A 20,580-nucleotide genomic window follows, 5' to 3' on the forward strand; every position below is an offset into this window, starting at 1 on the left:
GACGTTCACTGGCCCGGCCTGGATCGGGCCCAGGCGGCCAGGTCCTCGGCCTGCGGTGGGCCCAGCACCCATTGCACCGGCCGCCCGGGGCGCAGCAGCGCGATATAGGGGGTGATGCCACGCCAGCCGGGGTCGACGCTGTAGCGCAGGGCGGCAGCCTGGCCCTGAAAGGCGAAGACCCGGTCGGCGCGCTTGTAATGCGGGTTGGCCAGCAGCCCGCTGTCATCCTCGCCAGGGGCCTGGTCCATGACGACGGCGATCAGCGGGGCGCGCTGGCGCTTGCGCTCTGGCGCGGCTGCCAGCTGGGCCAGCACGGCGGGGCAGTGGCCGCAGTCGGTGGTGGAGAAGACCACCAGGGCCGGCGTCTTCAGGCTCGCCTGCAGCTGCGCCCAGGCCTGGCTGTCGAAGGCTTCCACCTGGCGCTTGGCCTGGGCCGGCGCCGCGGCCAGCAGCAGCCAGGCCGCCAGGCCGAGGGCCTGAGTCCGCCATCTCGCTTCAGGGCGAGTTCTTGAGGGCAATGACATGGATCTGCTCCTGGGTGCGCCAGAGCGCGTAGAGCCGCTGGCCGTGGCGCAGCAGGCGGGGGTGGTCGTTGTTCAGGCCGGTGGCGGCCAGTTCGCGCAGCTGGAAGCTGCGGCCGCCGTCGCTGGACAGCCAGGCGCGCAGGCGCTGGCTCTGCGTCGCGCCGTCGAAGCTGCGCCAGACGATGGCCAGCTCCGGGCCGGCCGCGATCACATCGGCATGCTCGGCCCCGGCATCGGGCAAGGCCTGGACGGCGCCAAGCGGGCGGCCCTGGGCGTCCAGCCGGCCATAGCGCACGGCCGCCTCGCCGCCGCGCAGGCCGAACCAGACGGCGTGGTAGCCACCGCCCTCGGCCGGCGTGAGGCCTGGGCCGTGGTGCGGGCAGGCATCCACGGCCCAGCGGTCCAGGCTGGCCCGCACCGGCGCGGCAGGCGGCTCCGAGGCCGCGCCCTGCAGCAGTGCAAAGCCATGGTCACGCTCATTCGGCTCGAAGACATGGCGCCAGAGCGCCGCCATGCCGCCCTCGGGCGTGGGGCTCAGGGCGATGCGGCAGCATTCGCAGCTGTGATCGGCCACCTTCAGATCAGGCCCGAAGCTCGCGCCGCCATCCGTCGATTCATTGCGGTAGATGGCGGCGCCGCGGTAGGGCTTGCCGGTCGGCTTGCCCTGGGCCGCGGCGGTCTTGCTCAGCTCCAGATCGCGCTTGTCGATCCAGACCGTGTGCAGCACGCCGCGCGCATCGAAGGCGATCGATTCGAAGCGGTGGGTGATGACTTGCCGGTCCGCGTGCACGGTGAAGGGCGGGCCGAAGCTGGCGCCGCCGTCTGTTGAGCGCAGCATGCGGATCTCGCCGGTGTAGGGCTTGGCCAGCGGCCGCGTGTAGCTGATCACCACGGTGGCTTGCGGGCCGAAGGCGATCTTGGGCCGGTTCTCGCCGTCGGCGACCGGCTTCTCGCCGGCGATGTCCAGCAGGCGCGGCGCTGTCCAGCTGCGCCCCTCATCGGCGCTGCGCTGCACAAACAGCCGGCCTTGCTCGTCCAGGCCGCTGAGCCAGAGTTCGCCCGCGGGCGAGAAGGCCGCGCCCACGGCCAAGGCGGGCTTGCCGGTCTTGGCCGGCCGGGCTGCCGCCGCGGCATGGTCTCCGCCATGCTGCGCCCAGGCGGCCGGCAGCAGCGTGGCCGCCAGGCTGAAAGCGGCGCATAGTCTGTGCAATCGTGTCGTCATGTGGATCCCTTCTTCACTCAGTAGCGGGCCCGGATTTCGGTGAACAGGGTGCGGCCGGGGTAGGGGTGGGCCTGGTAGCCACGGCGGTCCGTGGCATTGTCCAGACCCAGGGCCAGCTCGAACTTGGGGCTCAGCTGGACGCTGCCGCGCAGGTCCACAAAGGTGAAGGACGAGACGCCGCCGTAGACATTCGGATTGCTGTCGAGGTTGTAGCTGTCGTTGTAGGCGCGGCCCGAGTGGCGCAGGCCGAGGCTGGCCATCCAGCGGCTGTTCGGCCGGTAGGCAGCCAGCACATTGGCGCGGACCTTGGGCACACGCAGCCACCATTTGCCCACGCTTTGCGGGTCACGTGCATTGGCCAGCACTTTGGAATGGGCAAAGGCCGCGTTGACATCAAGGCTCAGGCCCTGGATGAACAGATCCTGGGTCTGCCAGACCAGCTCCAGGCCGTAGGTGCGCACCCGGTCCACATTGGAGACCCGGGTCACGCTGGGCAGCACGCTGGTGTCGCTCTGGCGCAGGATGGCGTCGCGCACATCGTCATGGAACAGCGAGACGCGCAGGCGCTGCAGCTCCCAGTCCTTTTCGGCGCTGAACTCCAGTGCGTTTGAGCGCTCGGCCTTCAGGTTCGGGTCGCTCTGGGTTTGCGAGGTGGCGGTGAAGGTGCCGTTGTACAGCTCTTCCACATTGGGGAAGCGCACGCCGCGGCCGAAGCTCGCCTTCAGGCTCAGATCGGACTGGGCGTTCCAGGCCAGGGAGGCCTTGGGCGAGCTGCCGCTGAGCTTGCGCTCGGCGTAGGCCAGTCGGCGCAGGAAGCTGCCATCGCTCTGGTCCTCGCATTGCACGCCGGCATCCGTCTTGCAACTGCTCACGCGCAGCAGCTGCAGGCCGTCCCTGGTGCGGAACTGCTCCTGGCGCAGACCCAGGGTCAGGGTCAGGTCGGGCTGCAGCTTCCAGGCGTCCTGGGCGTAGGCGGCAATCACCTCGCTGCGGCCACTGTAGCTTTGCGTCAGCACCGTCTCGCCGCTCAGCCAGTTCGGCGCCTTGCGGCTGGGGCTGTTGAGCAGGTAGGCATTGCGATGCAGACCCAGGGTCAGGGCATGGCGGCCATCACCCCAGTCGCCGGCCACCGGGCTGTAAGCGGCCTGCAGCTCCAGGGTGTTCCAGCCGGTGCCGTCGCGGCGCGTCCACAGGCCTTCGCCGCCCGCTTGGGCCAACGGCTCGGGCAGGTTCGCCTGGGCCGCGATATCGCGCAGGATGCGGTAGTTGGAATAGACCAGGGAGGCATTCCAGCCGCTGGCGTAGCGGGTCTTCAGGGTCAGGCCGCCGTGGCGGTGCAGTTCGTCGCGGCTGGACGGCGCGAAGGCGCTGTCGGGGATGACGAAGCGATTCACGCCGTCGCTGACCGCGCCCGACCAGACGGTGTTGCCGGCCGCGTCGCGCAAGAACGGCCGGTTGCTGTTCTGCGTGTCATTGGTCCACAGGCCCAGCATGGCGCTGGCCATCAGCTCGGGTGTGAAGGCATAGCCCGCCTTCAGCTTGAGCATGTCCTGCACCGTGTGGTCGATGGCGCCGCCGCTGGCGCCGAAGACGGCGCGTGCCGCGCCCTTGGGGTCACGGTCGTAGACGATGCCGGTGACGATCTTGTCGCCCGGTTTGGCCGGGTCGAAGGCGCCGGTCTTGGCGTTCACGCCGGCGCTGTAGTAGTTCATCGGCTGCGAGGTCGAGTTCTGATGGTTCAAGCTGGCCGTGTACCAGAGGCCCGAATCCAGGCGGTTGCCGACATAGGCCGAGAGCTGGTGGCCGCCGTAGCTGTCGGCCTGGCCGTACTGCGAGAAGCGTTGGCTGTAGCCGGTCAGCCTTGCTGAGGCTTCCAAGCCGCGCGGCTCGCGCTCGGTCGTCACCACCGTGGTGCCGATCGAGTTGCCGGGGTAAATGGCCGAGAAGGGGCCATAGAGCATGTCGACGCGAGCGATCGCCTCGGGCGTGATCATGTTCCAGCGCGGGCCGTCAAAGCGACCGAGGAAGTTGCTGATCAGGTAGCCGTCCACATAGGCCAGGCCGCGGCCCGGTTGCAGGGTGCCGAAGCTGCGGCCGCCGATCATCGAATTGCGGTCACCGATATAGCGCTTGCGGATGCTGGTGTTGGGCAGGTATTTCAGCGCGTCCTCAGGGTTGAAGAGGTTCTGATCGCGCAGGTCCTCGGCGGTCTTGCTGACGCTGTTGCTGGGCAGATGGGCGGCCAGGCCGGAGCGCAGCGCAGCGCCCGTGACCCGCACCGGGGCGAGCTGCTGGTCGGTGGCCACGCCTTGGGCCTGGGCGACGGCCAGCGGGAAGAGGGCGGACAGCGCGAGCACGAGGGCGCGGCGGCGGGGCAGGGCGGCGCAGCGGCCGGCAGAAACAGGGGTCGACATGGAGCGGAATCCGGGTGGCAGTGCGCACAGCGCGGCGGCTGTGGCAGATCGATCAATCAAGGGCTGGCTGGGCCGGTGCGAGAGCGGCGGTCCGGCTCAGAGCCAGGGCGGCGGCCAAAGGCCGGCCGCATGCGGTGGATCAGGCCGCGGTGGGTGGCGCGCGCGACTGCGGCGGCGCCCAGGCATGCATGCTTTGCGGCGCGCTGAGGAAGCGCACCGGCATGGCCTGGCGGAGTGAGCTGAGCAGGGGCAGGGCCTGCAAGCTAGGTGGCGGGGCAGCCGCCTGCTGTGCCTGCAGATCGCAGGCCGGGCAATGGTGGAACAGGCCGTGCAGCGAATCCTTGTCCGCCGCCTGGCGCGCGGCCAGCACCGACTGCTGTGCGCGTGGCGAGACCACGCTGCTGCGGCAGATCTGGCTCCAGCTGCTGGGCTCACCGCGCAGGGCGCCCAGCACCTGGCTCAAGGCCGGCGCCAGTGCCATCAGCAGCACGCAGCAGGCCACCCAGCCGCTGAAGAAGCGGGCATGGCGGCGGAGCGGGGTCAGATGAAGCACGGGCGCGATTGTAGGCAAGTGGCCTGGGTCGGCCGCTTGCGCTGGATCATCAATGCTTGTGGGCGTGCTCGGCCGCGGCGGGCTTGCCCATGGCGCGGGCCTCGGCCTTGATCTCTTGTTCGACGCGCTTCTTGTCACGGCCTTCGAACACCAGGGTCAGGTCCACGGCTTCGCCGGCAGCCAGCGGCTTCTTCAGGTCCATCAGCATGATGTGGAAGCTGCCGGGTTTGAGCTCGACCAGCTGGCCAGCCGGCAGATCCAGGCCCTCAATGGCACGCATCTTCATGGTGCTGCCTTCCATCTTCATCTCGTGGATCTCGGCCACGCCGGCCACCGAGGAGCGCACCTCGACCAGGCGGCTGTCGCTCTTGGCCTTGAGTTGCACGAAAGCACCGGTGGCTTTTTGCGGGGCCACGGTGGCGCGCACCCAGGGCTGGCTGACCTCCACCTGGGCCCAGCTGCTGGCGCTGGCCAGCAGGCTGAAGGAAGCGGCGGCGAAAACACGAGTCAGGAAAGTCATGGTGAGGCGCTCAATCAGGTTGCTAGGAAAAATTGATTCTAGGTGGCACTGGGCGCCGGGCAGAGCAGATCCAGAAGCGTCCGTGCGATCACCTGGGTGGCGCGGCGCAGGTCTTCCAGCTGCAGGTGCTCGTCAGCCCGCTTGGCATTGCTCTCCAGCACCGTGCGCGGCCCGGCGCCGTAGATGGCGGCCGGAATGCCGTGTTCGCCGTAGAGCCGCACATCGGTGTAGAGCGGCGTGCCCGAGGTCGGGATGGGCTCGCCGAACACGGCTTCGCCATGTTTCTGCAGGGCCTCGACCAGAGGCTTGTTGCCGGCCTGGGGCTTGAGCGAGCGGGCCAGCAGCAGGCGTTTGATGTCCACCGTCACGCCGGCGGCGTTGCCGCCGCAGCGGGCCGCGGCGCCGCGGATCAGCTCACGCAGATTCGCTTCCACCGCCACCGGGTCTTCCTCGGGAATCATGCGTCGGTCGAGCTTGAATACCACACGGCCGGGCACGACATTGGTGTTGCTGCCGCCCTCGATGCGGCCGACGTTGAGGTAGGGGTGATTGATGCCAGGCACCTCGGAGCTGATCTTCTGGTACAGATCGTTCTGGGCGTAGAGCACTTGCAGAATCGCCACCGCGCCTTGCAGCGCGTCAATGCCGGTGCTGGGGTAGGCCGCGTGCGAGGCGCGGCCGTGGACGGTCACTTCGAGCTGTAAGCAGCCGTTGTGTGCCGTCACCACCTGGTAGCTGAAGCCGGCGGCCAGCAGCAGGTCGGGCTTGCTGAGGCCTTGCTTGAGCAGCCAGCCCGGGCCCAGCTCGCCGCCGAATTCTTCGTCGTAGGTGAAGTGCAGCTCCAGGCCGCCGCGCAGGGTCACGGCGCCCTCGGCCTGCAGGGCCTCCAGCGCGCGCAGGGCGAAGGTGTAGCTGGCGAAATCACTCTTGCTCACGGCGGCCGCGCGGCCATACAGGCGGCCATCGACGATCTCGCCGCTGTAGGGCCCATGGCTCCAGCCCTCGCCGGGCGGTACGACATCACCGTGGGCATTGAGCGCCACCACCGGGCCGCCCTCCGCATAGCGCCGGCGCACGATCAGGTTGGTGATGCTCTCCATGCCCTGGGCCTGCACCAGTTCGGCGGGCACGGCGTGCTTTTCGGCGCTCAGGCTCATTGCCGCCAGCAGCTCGGCGGTGCGCTCGGCATGGGGTGCGTTGTTGCCCGGCGGTGTGTCGGTGGGCACCTGCACCAGGGCTTGCAGATAGCGCACTTCCTCGTCGAAATGGGCGTCGACCCAAGCGTCGAGCTTGGCGTAATTCAGCGCAGCGTTTGTCATGGCGTGTGGCCCTCCGCGGCCAGGTGATCCAGCAGATGGGTGAAAGCCTGGGCGGCCAGCTCGATGTCATCGTTGTTCGTCGACTCCAGCGGGTTGTGGCTGATGCCCTCGTTCTGTCCGCGCACGAAGAGCATGGCCTGGGGCATGCGCTCATGCAGCTTCATCGCGTCATGGCCAGCGCCTGAGGGCAGCTGGAAGACCTGGCAGCCGGTGGCGGCCACGGCGCGCTCCCAGCGGGCTTGCCAGCTCGGGTCGCTGGGCGCGGCATTGGCGGCCAGAGTGGGCTGCAGCGTCCAGCTCAGGCCGCGCCGCTCGCAGATGCGGATCAGCGCCTCGCGCACCTCGGCGTCCAGCGCGTCGCGGGCGGCGTCGCTGGGCGCACGCAGGTCCAGGCTGAACTGGCAGCGGCCGGGGATCACATTGACGGAACCGGCCGGCACTTGCAGCTGACCCACGGTGCCAACAGTCTCGGCGCCAGCGGCCGCCAGCTGCTCAACAGATAGCAGCAGCTCGGCCACTGCGGCCGCCGCATCGCGCCGCTGGCCCATGGGCGTGGTGCCGGCGTGCGCCGCCTGACCGATCACCTCACCGAGGTAGCGCCGGCTGCCGTTGATGGACGTGACCACGCCCAGGGCCAGGTCTTGCCCGTGCAGCACGGGGCCTTGTTCGATGTGCACCTCGACGAAGCCGAGGTAGCTGCTCGGGTCGCGCGCCAGCGCCGCGATGGCCTCCATCGTGCCCGGCAGGCCGGCGGCCTGCATGGCTGCGCGCATGGAGATGCCCTCGCGGTCTTGCAGCTCCAGCCAGGCAGGGTCGAACTGTCCCGTCAGGGCGCTGGAGCCCAGGAAGGTGGCCGGGTAGCGCTGGCCTTCCTCCTCGGAAAACGCCACCACCTCGATGGCAAAGGGCAGGCGTCGCCCGGCAGCACGAAGCTCGCGCACGCAGGCCATGGGCAGCAGCACGCCGAGGCGGCCGTCGTGCGGGCCGGCATTGCGCACGGTGTCGTAGTGGCTGCCGGTCAGCAGGCGTGGTGCATCAGGTCGGGCACCGTGATAAGTGCCGACGACATTGCCGACCGCGTCGAGGTTCACTTCGTCGAAGCCGCATTCACGCATCCAGGTCTGCAGCTGCGCGGCCACGGCCTGGTGGGCCTCGGTCAGGTAGGTGACGGTCAACTGGCCCGCCTCGCGAAAGCCCGGCTCGGAATGCTGGGCCAGCGCCTGTGCCCAATCCCAGATGCGGTTGCCCAGGATGGGCTCGACGCCGATCTTGTCATTCAAGCGGATCTCGGCGATGCGGTGGATCTGGCGCAGGCACTCGGCCCGTTCCACATCGGCCGGCTGGGCCAGGCGGCGCGCAAACGTGGCGATGATCTCGGCCCGGCTCAGGCCCAGGCCACGCGGCCCGCGCACGGCCAGGATGAAGGGCCAGCCGAAGCGTGCGTTGTAGTCGGTGTTGAGCTGCTGGATGCGCGCGAACTCCTCGGGGCTGCAGTCGCTCAAGCCCGCGCGGCTTTGCTCTCCCGTGGATTCAGCCGTCAGGCTGCGCGCCAGCATGGCCTTGCCGGCCAGCTCGGGGTGGGCGCGGATCAGGCCCAGCTGCTCGGACTCGCTGGCCTCGCGCACCACCAGGGCCAAGGCTTGCTTCAGCGCCGTCAATGTCTTGAGAGGCTGTGCGGCGGCAGCCCGGCGGGCGATCCAGGGTGAGTGCTCGTAGACGCCGTCCAGCAGGGCGACGAAATCCTCGACGCTGGCCGCGTTCAGGGTGTTCAGGTTCAGGCTCATGGCTCAGCGTTCCCAGACAAAGGCGGTGTTGGCGTCGAAGGGGTGGGTGGCGCGCCAGTGGCGGGCGATGTCGATGCGGCGGCAGATCCAGACGCGATCGTGTTGCTGCACATGGTCCAGAAAGCGCTGCAGCGCTCGCATGCGGCCGGGTCGGCCGAGCAAACGGCAATGCATGCCCACGCTCATCATGCGAGGAGTCTCTGCGCCTTCGGCATACAGCACATCGAAGCTGTCGCGCAGGTATTCGAAGAACTCGTCGCCATGGCTGAAACCCTGGGGCAGGGCGAAGCGCATGTCATTGCAGTCGAGCGTGTAGGGCAGCACCAACTGCGGCGCCAGGCTGCCGTCGCTCTTGCGCACGTTCAGCCAGAAGGGCAGGTCGTCGCCGTAGTAGTCGCTGTCGTACTCGAAACCACCGAAGTCGGCCACCAGGCGGCGGGTGTTCGGGCTGTCGCGGCCGGTGTACCAGCCCAGCGGGCGCTCGCCCAGCAAGCGGGTCAGGATGTCCATGCCGCGCTGCAGGTGCTCGCGCTCGGTGGCCTCGTCCACGTTCTGGTAGCTGATCCAGCGCCAGCCGTGGCAGGCCACCTCATGGCCCAGGCTTTGCAAGGCGCTGCAGAGCTCGGGGTGGCGCTCCAGGGCCATGGACACGCCGAACACGGTCAGCGGCAGGCCGCGCCGCTCGAACTCGCGCAGCAATCGCCAGACGCCGACGCGCGAGCCGTACTCATAAATGCCTTCCATGCTCAGGTGCCGCGCCGGAAAGGCCGGCGGGCTGAACATCTCGGACAGGAACTGCTCGCTGCCGGCATCGCCGTGCAGCACCGAGTTTTCGCCGCCTTCCTCGTAGTTCAGGACGAACTGCAGGGCGATGCGGGCCTGGCCGGGCCATTGGGCCTGCGGCGGCTGGGCGCCGTAGCCGATCAGGTCGCGGGGGTAGCTCATGTCTTGGTGCTCCAGATGAGAGGTGCTCATGACTTCAGGGCCTGGGCCAGGTCGGCCACACGTGGCTGCAAGCGCAGGCTGGTTTCCACATGGCCCAGGTGATCGCGCAGCAGCTTTTGCACCGCGCGCTTGTCGCGTGCCTCCAGCGCGTCGACCAGGGCCACATGCTCGGCATGCGACTCGGCCGCCGAGTGGTCGCTCTGGTACATCAGCGAGATCAGCGAGCTGCGCGAGAGCAAGTCACCCAGCAGCTGGGCCAGCACCTCATTGCCCTGCATGCGCGCCAGCAGACGGTGGAAATCGGCCAGCAGCCGGGTGCGGCCGGGCACATCGGTGCGGGCGATGGCCTGGGCCTCGGCCTGGAGGTGCTGGCGAAGCTCGGCCAGCTGGGCCGGCGTGATGCGCTCGACCAGCTGGGCCAGCAGGCTGGATTCGAGCATGCGCCGCACCTCGAAGACCTGGCGCGCTTCCTCCACGCTGGGCTCGGCCACAAAGGCGCCGCGTGCCGGCGTCAGCGTCACCAGGCGGTCACGGCTGAGTTGGTTCAGGGCCTGGCGCACCAGGGTGCGCGAGACGGAAAAAATGTCCGCCAGCTTCTGTTCGGCCAGCTTGGTGCCCGGCATCAAGCGGCGCTCGACGATGGCTGCGGTGATGGCTGCCGTGATGCGCTCGGTGCTCGAAGCCGGTTCCACATCGGGGGCTGGGCTTGAAAGGGCAGGGGGCGGGGCTTTGGCTCGCATTGTGTGCTGAAGTGTATACACTTTGGGTTTGTTGCGGTCATGCTTGGCCGACGGAGATTTCGATGGGCAAGCTCACCACCCATGTGCTGGACACCATGCACGGCAGCCCGGCCGCCGGCATGGCTGTGCGCCTCTACCGCCTGGACGCCAGCGGCAGCCCGCAGCTGCTGCAAAGCCTGACGCTGAATGCCGACGGTCGCGCCCCAGCGCCGCTGCTGGAAGGCGAGGCCTTTCAGCCCGGCCGCTACCGCCTGGTCTTCGCGGCGGCGGCCTACTTCAAGTCGCGCGCCGTGGCCTTGCCGGAGCCGGCCTTTCTGGATGAAGTGCCGCTGGATTTCGGCATTGCCGATGCGGGCTCGCACTACCACGTGCCGCTCTTGCTCAGCCCCTGGAGCTATTCCACCTACCGTGGCAGCTGAGCGGCTCGGGATTCCATCGACATGAGTGCATTGAGCCGCGAGATCGCCGCGCTGGAATTGCTGTTGACGCGGCAGCCCGCGGTGCTGGTGCGCGTGGCCGGCGTGCAGGGCAGCGGGCCGCGCGAGCTGGGGGCCTGGATGGCGCTCAGTGCCGGGGAGCAGATCGGCAGCATTGGCGGCGGCCGGCTGGAGTTCGACGCCAGTGCTGAAGCGAGGGCTTTGCTGGCTGCGAATGGACCGGAACCGGGCGGCGTTCTGCGCCGCTATGCCCTGGGCCCCAGTCTGGGCCAATGCTGCGGCGGCGTGGTGCAGCTGCGCTTCGAGCGCCTGGGGCCGGCAGACATTGCTGGCCTGCGCGCCCGATTGCTGGCGCCGGAGTCGCGCCAGCCGGTGGCCTTGTTCGGCGGCGGCCATGTCGGGCGGGCCATCGTCAAGCTCTTGATCGATCTGCCGTTTGAGCTGCAATGGCTGGACAGCCGCGACGGGGTCTTTCCGCCCGAGCTGGCGGCGCAAGTCCATTTGGCCGAGCACTCGCAGCCGGTGCAGGCCGCGGTGCCAGGTCTTGCCTCGGGCTCGCAGGTGCTGATCATGAGCTTCAGCCATGCCGAAGATCTGGACATCGTCGCCGCCTGCCTGGCGCGCCAGCGCGAGCGCGGCGATCTGCCCTTCATCGGCCTGATCGGCAGTGCCAGCAAATGGGCGAGCTTCCGCCAGCGCCTGCTGGCGCGTGGCTTCAGCGAGGCCGAACTGGCCCAGGTGCGCTGCCCGATCGGCTTGCCCGGCATCTCTGGCAAGCAGCCCGAGGTGATTGCGGTGGCGGTGGTGGCGCAGTTGCTTCAGCTGAGCGGCGGCTGACGGCGCATAGCGGAAGTTCGGTATCCGGGTTTCCGTGCTGCGGTGGCTCGGCCCGCCGCCGTGCTCATGGTGCCCGGGTCGGCTCTACGAGCCGACTCCCCTCGGTGCTCACTGCGCGGCTCAGCGGCGCCAAACTCCCTCCGTTCGCTGCGCTCACTGTGGTCAAACAGTGGCACCGAGTCAGTGCTTGAAGCGCGCTTGAAGCATGCTTCGGCGCGCGCCTGAGCCGCTCCGCTGCGCTCTCGGCCGCGCACAAATCGCCCGTCGTCGTGCCGAGCCACCTCCGAAGGTGGCGTGTTCCACCGTCGAGGGGCAGATCGACCGCTATGCAAGCGCCCTGCAGTTCGGGCCGCCGCTGGGCGATTTGTGAAGGGCTGAGCAGCGCAGCGGCTCGGGGCGCGCGCGTACCCGCGCGCTTCAAGCTCTGACTTGGCGCGTCTGTCTGAACGAAACGAACGCAGTGAGTGAAGAGAGTTATGCGCCAGCCCCGAGGCGCGAGCAGCGCAAGGCAGTCGGCCCGCCAGGGCCGACCCCGGAACCATGAGCCCGGCGGCGGCCCGGACTGCAGGGCCTCACGAGGGAGAACAAGAAGGCTGCAATGTGCCGCATCCCGTCGCCGATCCTGTCGCGAGCGATGTCGGGCTTGGGTGATTCGAAATAGTCCGAACGGCTCATAAGACTTCGCCGCTGCGGTAAGAAGTTTCACGCGAAATCGGGAATATGGCGCCCATCCTGATGCTGTTGACCGGAGAGATTCCCATGCCTACGAAATTCAATCAAACCGCCCTGGCCGCTGTGGCAGCCTTGGTCGGCCTGGCCGCTGCACCGGCCCAGGCCTGGAACACCTTGGACGGCAACGCCCCCTTGGTGATTGCCCACCGCGGCGCTTCGGGCTATCTGCCGGAGCACACGCTGGAAGGCTATGCCAAGGCGATTCAGCTGGGTGCCAACTACATCGAGCCCGATCTGGTGATGACCCGCGACGGCATCCTGGTCGCCCGTCATGAGCCGGTGATCGGTGACTCGACCAATGTGCGCTCGCTGGCCCAGTTCGCCGACCGCATGACCACCAAGACCATCGACGGCGTCAAGTACACGAACCAGTTCTTCGTCGAGGACTTCACCCTGGCCGAGCTCAAGACCCTGGGCGCCATGCAAACCCGCGCCGGCCGCCCGACCGAGTTCGATGGCCAGTTCAAGGTGCCGACTCTGGACGAGGTGATCGCCCTGGCCAAGGCTAAGAGCATCGAGACCGGCCGCACCATCGGCATCTATCCCGAACTCAAGCACTCGACGTACATGCAAGGCGTGTCGCAGAGCCTGGGTTTCGGCAAGACTTACTTCGAAGACAAGCTGGTCTCGACCCTGCATGCCGCCTACGGCAACACGGGCTCGGCTCCGGTCTTCATCCAGAGCTTTGAAGTCAGCAATCTGCAGTACCTGAACACCAAGACGGACATCAAGCTGGTGCAGTTGGTCGATGCCGATGACGTCAATGCCGACGGTTCGATGTCTCTGGTGGCACCTTACGACCGCCCCTTCGATGTGGCCGTGCGCAATGGCAAGCTGACCTTTGCCGATCTGGTCAGCAATGTCGGCCTGTCCTTCGTCGCGACCTATGCCGACGGCGTCGGCCCCTGGAAGCCCTATCTGCTCAAGACCGTGGCTGACGGCGTGGACCGCACCGGCGATGGCGTGATCAACGGCCAGGACCGCCGCGTCGACGGCAGCACCGGCGTGATCGAAGCGGCCCATGCCAACGGCCTGTTCGTGCACACCTGGACCTTCCGCAACGACGCCTCCATGCTGGGCTTCAACGATCCGCAGAAGGAAATGGAAGCCTATCTGAAGCTGGGCGTGGACGGCATCTTCACCGACTTCACCGACACCGGTGTCGCCGCCCTTGCCGCGGTGCCCGAGCCGCAGACCTATGTGCTGCTGCTCAGCGGCCTGGGTGTGATCGGCTGGCTGGGTCGCCGCCGCAAGGTCTGACCCCGGCGCTGCAGCTGCAGCCGCTCCCGAACAAACCGCCCCGCTGATCCCTGGGCGGTTTTTTTATGGCCGCAGGATGCCGCATCGCTTCACCATCCTGAACCTAGGGGTTTCGTCCGCTGCGCATGTCGCCCAAGATGGCCGCCGGCTCCGCGTCGGCCCTCCTGGGCGGGACTGCTGGCCAACCCTCAGCACTCTTTTTCAGGAGACAAAAACCATGGCCAGCAAAACCCGCGCCGCGTCCAAGACTCCGGCCGCCGCCGCCAAGCCCCTTCCGGTGCCCATGCCCAAGCCCAAGGCGGCGTCCTTGCATATCGGGCTCAATGCCGTCAGCCCGGCGGCTTATGGCGGCTGGAGCGGCCCTCTGGCCGCTTGCGAATTCGATGCCAATGACATGGCAGCGATCGCCAAGTCCAAGGGCATTGCCAAGCCTTCGGTGCTGCTGACCAAGAAGGCCACCCGCGCCGCTGTGCTGGCGCAGATGCGCGCGGCCGCCAAGACGCTGAAGTCAGGTGATTTTTACCTGCTCAGCTATTCGGGTCATGGCGGCCAGGTTGGAGACGCCAACGGCGACGAGCCCGACAAGAAGGACGAGACCTGGTGTCTCTACGACGGTCAGCTGATCGACGACGAGCTCTATTTCGAGCTCAGCCGCTTCGCCGCCGGCGTGCGCATCCTGGTGCTGTCCGACAGCTGCCACAGCGGCAGCGTCACCCGTGCCTTCCCCGCGCCGCCGCCGCCGGTGGATCAGCGCCCCAAGCTCATGCCCGAAGAAGTGGCCAACCGCGTCTACCGCGAGCACAAGGCCTTTTACGACGATTTGCAGAACGAGGTGCTGGCGGCTGCGACCAAGGTCGCGGTGGACCCCGATGCTGCGCTGGCCCTGGTCGGCGCCGCAGCCCATGCCACCAACTTGGTCGGTGCCTTCCGCCCGGCCGTGGTCTTGATTTCTGGCTGCCAGGACAACCAGACCTCCATGGACGGCGCACACAATGGCGCCTTCACCGGCCAGCTGCTCAAGATCTGGAACAACGGCGCCTTCACTGGCAACTATTCATCCTTCCATGCCCGCATCCGTGCCGGCTTGCCGCCCAGCCAGTCGCCCAATTTGTTCGTGCTCGGTGCCGCCGCCAGCTTTCTGGCGCAGAAGCCTTTCACTGTTTGAGCCGAGTCGGAGCCCGCCATGCCTGCTGCCAAGATTTCCCTCCACCTCAGTGCGCGCGCCGCCGCCCAGGCGAAGCTGCCGCAGCTGCTGAACCCGGCCACGCGTGCGGCCGGCACCGCACAGGAGCAGGCCGATGTGTTCTTGCCCGATGGCTATCTGCAGCCTCTGGCCAGCTACGAGCTGAGCCCGGCGGCGCGCAGCAGTGCGGCCGCTGCCGCGCCGCAGCGCAGCGATCTGGCGCCCGAAACCTTGCTGCTGATCGAGCTGGCCGATGGCAGCAGCTTGATCACCAGCGTCGCGCGTCTGCAGCAGAGCCTGCAGCTCAGCCACCCCGAGTTGCTGGACCCCGAGACCGGAGCCATCCTGCTGGAGCAGCTGCGCCAGCAAGGCGCTGCACCCAGCCGCGGCCTGGGCGAGGCGGCCGGTGGCCTGATCAGCAAGGTGTTCAGCTTTGTGGCCGGCGACAAGCCTGACGCCATCATCCAGCTGGCCCTGAGCAAGCTGGCGGACAAGGCCGAGCTGGGTGTCAGCTGGGCCGGCACGCGCGTTCTGATGTGGGCGATCGAGAGCCAGTTGGACCAGGAGCCCGGCCTCTACCGCTGGGTCTCGGCCACGGGCAAGGCGCAAGACCTGGCCCCCAGCGGGCTTGATCTGGACACGCCGGTCGATCCGGCCACCGCCCAGCCCCTGCTGGTCTTCGTTCACGGTACAGGCTCCAGCACCTTGGGCAGCTTTGGCGAGCTGCGCAGCTGTGACCGCGACCTCTGGGGCGCGCTGGAGGCGCGCTTCCCCGGCGGTATCTTCGGCTTCGAGCACCGCACGCTGTCCGAGAGCCCGATCGAGAACGCCATTGCCCTGGCGAGCTCTTTGCCCATCGGTGCCCATGTCAACCTGGTGTCGCATTCACGCGGCGGCTTGGTGGCCGACCTGCTCTGTCTGGGTGACTTCGACCGGCTGATCGAGCAGTACGCCTATGCCTTCGAGGGCATGGGTGTGGCCGATGAAGCGGAGAACCAGCGCATCCGCGGCGAGCTCGACACGGCCCATGCCGAGCAGCGCGAGCAGCTGCGCACTCTGGCCACCGTGCTGCGCAAGCGCCGCCTGGTGGTGCAGCGTTATGTGCGCGCCGCCTCGCCCGCCAGCGGCACCAAGCTGGCCAGCGGCAATTTCGATGTCTTCCTGTCCGGCCTCTTGACCCTGATCGGCCGTGTGCCGGTGTTCTTCGGCAGCCCGCTGTACTCGGCCTTCAAGCGCGTGGTGATCGAGATCGCCAAGAACCGCACCGATGCCCACTTGGTGCCCGGCATCGAGGCCATGCTGCCCGACTCGCCGCTGGCGCGCCTGCTGCGCGAGGCGCCGGTGCGGCCGGGCACGCAGATGTCGGTGATCGCCGGCGACATCGAGGGCGGGAGCCTGCTGCGCCGGCTCGGCGTGATGCTGACCGACTACCTGCTCTTTGACATGGACGACAACGATTTGGTCGTCAACACCAGCGCCATGCTGGCCGGTGTCGCGCCCAAGTTCGATGCCCGCGTGCTGTTCGACCGCGGCGCCGATGTCTCGCATTTCCGCTACTTCGTCAATGCCGACACGCGCGGCGCTTTGCGTGACTGGCTGACCCATGCCGAGCCTGCCAAGCTGCCGGCCTTCCATGCACTGCCGGATCAGGCAGGCTTTGCCGCGGCCATGGCCGCCGCCCTGGAGGCGAGCGCCAGCCGCGCGGTTGGCGCCGACCTGCGGCCCATCGTCGTCGTGCTGCCTGGCGTGATGGGTTCGCACCTGCGTGCCGGGCCCAAGGACCGGGTCTGGTTCGACCCGCTGGACATCGCCGCCGGCGGGCTCGAGAAGCTGGCCTGGCAGGACAGCGGAGCAGGCGTGGAGGCCGACGAGCTGTTCGCCATGTTCTACGGCAAGCTCTGCGAACAGCTGGCTACCAGCCACCGCGTCGAGCCTTTCCCCTACGACTGGCGCCAGCCGCTCGATGTGCTGGCCGAGCGCCTGGGCGAGTTCCTCGACCGCCTGTTGAAGGAGAGCGATCAGCCCATCCGCCTGCTGGCCCACAGCATGGGCGGCTTGGTGGTGCGTGCCTGCATCCACAAGCGCCGCGCCGTCATGGACACGCTGATGGCCCGCGAGGGCGCCCGCCTGCTGATGCTGGGCACGCCGCACCAGGGCGCGCATTCCATGGTCGAGAACCTGATCGGCAAGGGAGACACCTTGCGCACCTTGGTGCGCCTGGACATGGCGCACGATATGCAGGAGGTGCTGGACATCATCGCCGGCTTCCGCGGCGCGCTGCAGCTGCTGCCCAAGCCTGGCTTTGTCGACACCTTCCAGGGCCTGCCCGAGGGCGGCGCCAGCCTGGCCTACCAGCAGGCCGAAACCTGGGCCGAGCTGAAAGGCCTGGTGCGCGATTTCTGGTTCGGCAAGGGCCGCGCCGGCACACCGCCGCAGCCCGTGCTGGACGCCGCCAGCTGGCTTTGGCAGCAGGACGGCCTGGCCCAACCCAGCCTGCCCGCGGCCTACACCGCCAAGAGCATCTACATCTTCGGCCAGGCGCCCAACACTCCCTGCGGCATTCGCATCGAAGGCTCGGGCGAATCGCGCCGCCTGAAGATGGTGGGCACCACGCGCGGGGACGGCACGGTCAGCTGGGACTCCGGCCGCATCGGCGGCATCGGCCGCTTCTTCTACATGCCGGTGGCCCATGGAGATCTGACCGCCAGCGCCGCCTACTTTGGCGCCCTGGTCGAACTGTTGACCTCGGGCCACACCGCCCGCCTGGCCGTCAACCCACCGGCGCAACGCGCCATCGAACTGGCCACGCCCACCCATTACGACGCCGGCCCGCCGAGCGCCGAAGACCCTGATGCCCTGCTGCGCGGCCTGCTCGGGGCCTCCTCGCGCGACCGCGTGCCGGCCCGGACCAAGCGCCGACTCGAGGTGCAGGTGCGTGCCATGGACCTGCGTTTTGTCACCGACCCCATCCTGGTTGGGCATTACGAGCGCGACCCGATTGCCGGCGCCGAGAGCCTGATCGACCGTGAGTTGCTCAACGGCGAGCTCAGCGAGCGCCACAGCCTGGGCTTGTACGCGGGCAGCCGCGGCACGGCCACGGTGGTGCTGCGCGTGCCCGGCGACGCCGAGCGCCGACGTGGCCATTTCAGCGGCGCGCTGGTGACCGGCCTGGGTTCCTATGACCGGCCACTCAACCCGGCCGACCTGACCGAGGCGGTGCGCACCGGGGCGCTGCGCTACCTGCTGCAAGTCATCGACGTGCTGGGCAAGGGCGAGCGCGAGCTGCCTCTGGCCAGCCTGCTGCTGGGCTATAACTCTTCGGCCAATCTGACCGTGGCCGCCTCGGTGGAGGCCCTGGTGCGCGGCGTGATGGAGGCCAATGCGCGCTTTTTTGCCACCACCGGTCTGAACATCCGCATCGGCCGCCTGGATCTGATCGAGCTTTACCTCGACACCGCCATCAGCGCCACCTATGCCTTGCGCCAGCTCAGTGCGCCGCTGAGCGCCCAGGCCGAGCGCCAGGGCACGGCCCTGCTGTGCCGCCCCGAGCTCGCCCAGGGCGAGGGTTGGCGCTCGCGCCTCTTCGATGCTGGCAGTGCCAGCTACTGGCCGCGCCTGATCATTGCCGATGCCGACCGCAACGCCGATGCGCCCGCCGCCGAGGGCACGGCCGCTGCGCCCTTGGCCCAGCGCCTGCGCTACACCTATGTCGGCCAGCGCGCACGGGCCGAATCGGTGGCCTTGCAGCGCCAGCCCGGTCTGATTGAGCAACTGGTCAGCCAGCAGATCGGCAACCCGAGCTGGAACGAGGACTTCGGTCGCCTGCTGTTCCAGCTGATGGTGCCGCATGACTTCAAGGATGCGGCGCGGCAGCTGGACCGGGTGGTGCTGGTGGTCGATGCCTACACCGCCAATCTGCCCTGGGAGCTGCTGCTGGCCGACGACCCCGAGCGGCCGAGCGAAGAAAAGTTGCCCCTGGCCCTGCGCACGGCGGTGGTGCGCCAGCTGGCCTCGCCACGCTTCCGCAATGTGGTGCGTCAGGGCAGCGGCCGCCGCGCCCTGGTGATTGCCAACCCCAGCAGCGAAGGCTTTGCCAAGGGCTTCCCGCTGATCGGCGGCCAGCCCAGCGGCACGCCGCCTGATCTGCCCGGTGCCGAAGCCGAGGGCAACCAGACGGCGTCTTTGTTGAGCCGCATCGGCTACGAGGTCGAGCCCCTGGTGGGCAACTGGCTGCGCGCCAGCGATGTGCTGGCCAAGCTCTACAGCCGGCCTTGGCGCCTGCTGCACATCTCGGCCCACGGCGTCTTCAATCTCGTCCATGCCGACGGCCAGGCACGCAGCGGCGTGCTGCTGTCCGATGGTCTGTTGATCACCGCGGCCGAAATCGACGCGATGGAGACCGTGCCCGAGCTGGTGTTCCTGAACTGCTGCCACCTCGGCCAGGTGGACCCGGCGGGCAAGGGTCAGGGCAGCAACAAGCTGGCCGCCAGCGTGGCGCGTGAGTTGATCGAGATCGGCGTGCGCTGCGTCATCGTCGCCGGTTGGGCCGTCAACGACGAGTCGGCGCGGCGTTTCGGTGAGGTCTTCTACGAGCAGCTGCTCCTGCGCCGCCAGACTTTCGGCGACGCCGTCTTCCGTGCCCGGCGCGCGGTCTGGGACAGCCACCCCGAGGACATCACCTGGGGCGCATTTCAAGCTTACGGCGACCCGGGCTGGCTGGCTGAACCGGCCGGTCAGGCGCAGGGCTATGGCGGTGGGGAATCCGGCGGCGACGGCCCGCCGGCCTATGTCTCGCCCGAGGAATTGCTGGATGAACTGGCACGGCTGCGTGCCGAGTTGTCGCGCCGCCGCGAACCCTTGAGCGAACGCGAGCTGGCCGCTTTGGGTGAGCAGGTGCGAACGTCCTTGGCGCAGCGCTGCCCGGCCGGCTGGCTGCAACTGCCGCAGCTGCAGTCGGCCTTGGGCAGGACCTGGATGGAGCTTGGCCAGCTGGCCCTGGCGCGCGAAGCCTTGCTGCATGCCGTGCAATCGGTGGATCGGGCCGGTGCGGTGCCCATCTCGGATCTGGAAAAGCTGGTCGATGTGGAAACCCGGCTCGGCGAGGCCGAGGCGGTGGCCGCGTGGTCGGCCGGCAAGCCGCTGGACGGTCATGGCAGCGCCCTGATCGAACTGGCCTTGCAGCGTCTGGATGGTCTCGATGCCTTGCTGGCCGGGCCGCAGGGTGAGGCCCAGGCCCAGGCCCCGGCTCCATCCAGCCACAGCGAACGCACGGCCTTGCGCGGCAGCGCCTGGCAGCGCCTGGCAGGCCTGCAGGCGCGCCGCCTGCTCAGCACCCGCCTGGACCCGGCCCAGCGTGATGAGGCGGCGCGCCTGATGAACCAAGCCTTGCAGCGCAGCGTGGCGGCCTACCAGGCCGGCGAGGGCCAGCCGGGTAGCGAGAACTTCAGCCCCTGCCATGCGCTTTACCGTCTGGCGCTGGATGCGCTGACCGATTGGCAAAGCCCGGCCCAGCGCGACGCAGCCATCGCCCTGGCCCAGCAATGCCGGCGCAGCGCGGCGCAGAAGTTCGCCATCGAGCCCAGCCCCTGGGACTTGCTGATCCAGCCCGAGGCTTTGTTGGTCGAGCGCCTGCTGGACGGCAGCCTCGGCCGGGACGGCGAGGACGGGCGGCGCGCCTACGAGGACCTGGCCGCCACATATCTGGAGGCTTTGCAAGGTGTGACGGCCCGGCCGGCACAGCTGGAGGCCATGGTCAAGCGCCTGGAGCGCCTGGCCCGCTTCCATGAGGCCCTGGCCTTGGTGCAGTTCCATGACGGCGCGCTCGAGCGAACGGCCGCGCATCTGGCCGAGCTGGCCGCACGCCTGCTGCCAGGGCGGGCCATGGCCAGCGAGCGAGCCCCGGCGGCCACTCCGGACGATGCCGTGCTCAAGCCGGCCGGCGGTGCGGTGAAACGGGCGGCCAAGGCGGGGGTGAAAGTGGGAGCGAAGGCCGCAGTGAAGGCGCCCGGGAAGGCGAGCGTGACTGCCACTCCAAGGGCCACTCCAAAGGCCGCGGCCAAGGCCGTCAAGTCGCGCCGCCGCTGAAAACCCGCCTTATCGAGGCGGGCGGA

General features: G+C 68.5%; 14 protein-coding genes. 5 read left to right on the forward strand and 9 right to left on the reverse strand.

Annotated features, from left to right (window positions below):
* Positions 1 to 5: 5 nt before the first annotated feature.
* The 9 genes from ACQY39_RS09580 to ACQY39_RS09620 all read right to left on the reverse strand — a co-directional run bounded on the left by ACQY39_RS09580 (position 6) and on the right by ACQY39_RS09620 (position 10,021).
* Positions 6 to 524, reverse strand: coding sequence for a hypothetical protein (locus ACQY39_RS09580; RefSeq protein ID WP_428505616.1), 519 nt, complete (start codon positions 522 to 524; stop codon positions 6 to 8).
* The gene (locus tag ACQY39_RS09585) at positions 496 to 1,746 is read right to left on the reverse strand and encodes a hypothetical protein (protein WP_428505618.1); all 1,251 of its coding nucleotides are present in this window, start codon (positions 1,744 to 1,746) and stop codon (positions 496 to 498) included. The genes ACQY39_RS09580 and ACQY39_RS09585 overlap by 29 nt, the downstream gene beginning before the upstream one ends.
* A gap of 17 nt (positions 1,747 to 1,763) precedes the next feature.
* On the reverse strand, positions 1,764 to 4,160 hold the full coding sequence (locus ACQY39_RS09590) for a TonB-dependent receptor (RefSeq protein ID WP_428505620.1): 2,397 nt from the start codon (positions 4,158 to 4,160) through the stop codon (positions 1,764 to 1,766).
* Positions 4,161 to 4,299: 139 nt separating this feature from the next.
* A complete protein-coding gene (locus ACQY39_RS09595; RefSeq protein ID WP_428505622.1) occupies positions 4,300 to 4,713 on the reverse strand; it encodes a DUF2946 family protein in 414 nt (137 codons plus the stop codon).
* A gap of 49 nt (positions 4,714 to 4,762) precedes the next feature.
* The gene (locus tag ACQY39_RS09600; RefSeq protein WP_428505624.1) at positions 4,763 to 5,233 is read right to left on the reverse strand and encodes a copper chaperone PCu(A)C; all 471 of its coding nucleotides are present in this window, start codon (positions 5,231 to 5,233) and stop codon (positions 4,763 to 4,765) included.
* A 38-nt stretch (positions 5,234 to 5,271) separates the two neighbouring features.
* Positions 5,272 to 6,552, reverse strand: a complete 1,281-nt coding sequence (locus tag ACQY39_RS09605) for a M20/M25/M40 family metallo-hydrolase (protein ID WP_428505626.1) — start codon at positions 6,550 to 6,552, stop codon at positions 5,272 to 5,274.
* Positions 6,549 to 8,336: a 2-oxo-4-hydroxy-4-carboxy-5-ureidoimidazoline decarboxylase gene (gene uraD, locus ACQY39_RS09610; RefSeq protein ID WP_428505628.1), complete on the reverse strand. Its 1,788-nt coding sequence runs from the start codon at positions 8,334 to 8,336 to the stop codon at positions 6,549 to 6,551. Before uraD ends, ACQY39_RS09605 begins: the two co-directional genes overlap by 4 nt.
* A 3-nt stretch (positions 8,337 to 8,339) precedes the next feature.
* Entirely contained in the window at positions 8,340 to 9,311 is a 972-nt protein-coding gene (gene puuE, locus ACQY39_RS09615) for an allantoinase PuuE (protein ID WP_428505630.1), read from the reverse strand.
* Complete coding sequence (locus ACQY39_RS09620; protein WP_428505632.1) at positions 9,308 to 10,021, reverse strand: GntR family transcriptional regulator; 714 nt, start codon at positions 10,019 to 10,021, stop codon at positions 9,308 to 9,310. Before ACQY39_RS09620 ends, puuE begins: the two co-directional genes overlap by 4 nt.
* A gap of 62 nt (positions 10,022 to 10,083) precedes the next feature.
* Between ACQY39_RS09620 and uraH the strand changes: the two genes are divergently transcribed.
* The 5 genes from uraH to ACQY39_RS09645 all read left to right on the forward strand — a co-directional run bounded on the left by uraH (position 10,084) and on the right by ACQY39_RS09645 (position 20,554).
* Positions 10,084 to 10,440 (forward strand): hydroxyisourate hydrolase, encoded by a 357-nt coding sequence (uraH, locus tag ACQY39_RS09625; RefSeq protein WP_428505634.1) that lies wholly within the window; start codon positions 10,084 to 10,086, stop codon positions 10,438 to 10,440.
* A 21-nt stretch (positions 10,441 to 10,461) separates the two neighbouring features.
* Positions 10,462 to 11,295, forward strand: a complete 834-nt coding sequence (gene xdhC / locus ACQY39_RS09630) for a xanthine dehydrogenase accessory protein XdhC (protein WP_428505636.1) — start codon at positions 10,462 to 10,464, stop codon at positions 11,293 to 11,295.
* Between the two features lie 759 nt (positions 11,296 to 12,054).
* Entirely contained in the window at positions 12,055 to 13,287 is a 1,233-nt protein-coding gene (locus ACQY39_RS09635) for a glycerophosphodiester phosphodiesterase family protein (protein ID WP_428505638.1), read from the forward strand.
* Positions 13,288 to 13,504: 217 nt separating this feature from the next.
* Positions 13,505 to 14,452: a caspase family protein gene (locus ACQY39_RS09640; RefSeq protein WP_428505640.1), complete on the forward strand. Its 948-nt coding sequence runs from the start codon at positions 13,505 to 13,507 to the stop codon at positions 14,450 to 14,452.
* 18 nt (positions 14,453 to 14,470) lie between these two features.
* Entirely contained in the window at positions 14,471 to 20,554 is a 6,084-nt protein-coding gene (locus ACQY39_RS09645; protein ID WP_428505642.1) for a CHAT domain-containing protein, read from the forward strand.
* The last annotated feature ends 26 nt before the right edge of the window (positions 20,555 to 20,580 follow it).

This window comes from Roseateles sp., from assembly GCF_965262435.1.
Taxonomy (GTDB): domain Bacteria; phylum Pseudomonadota; class Gammaproteobacteria; order Burkholderiales; family Burkholderiaceae_C; genus Paucibacter_A.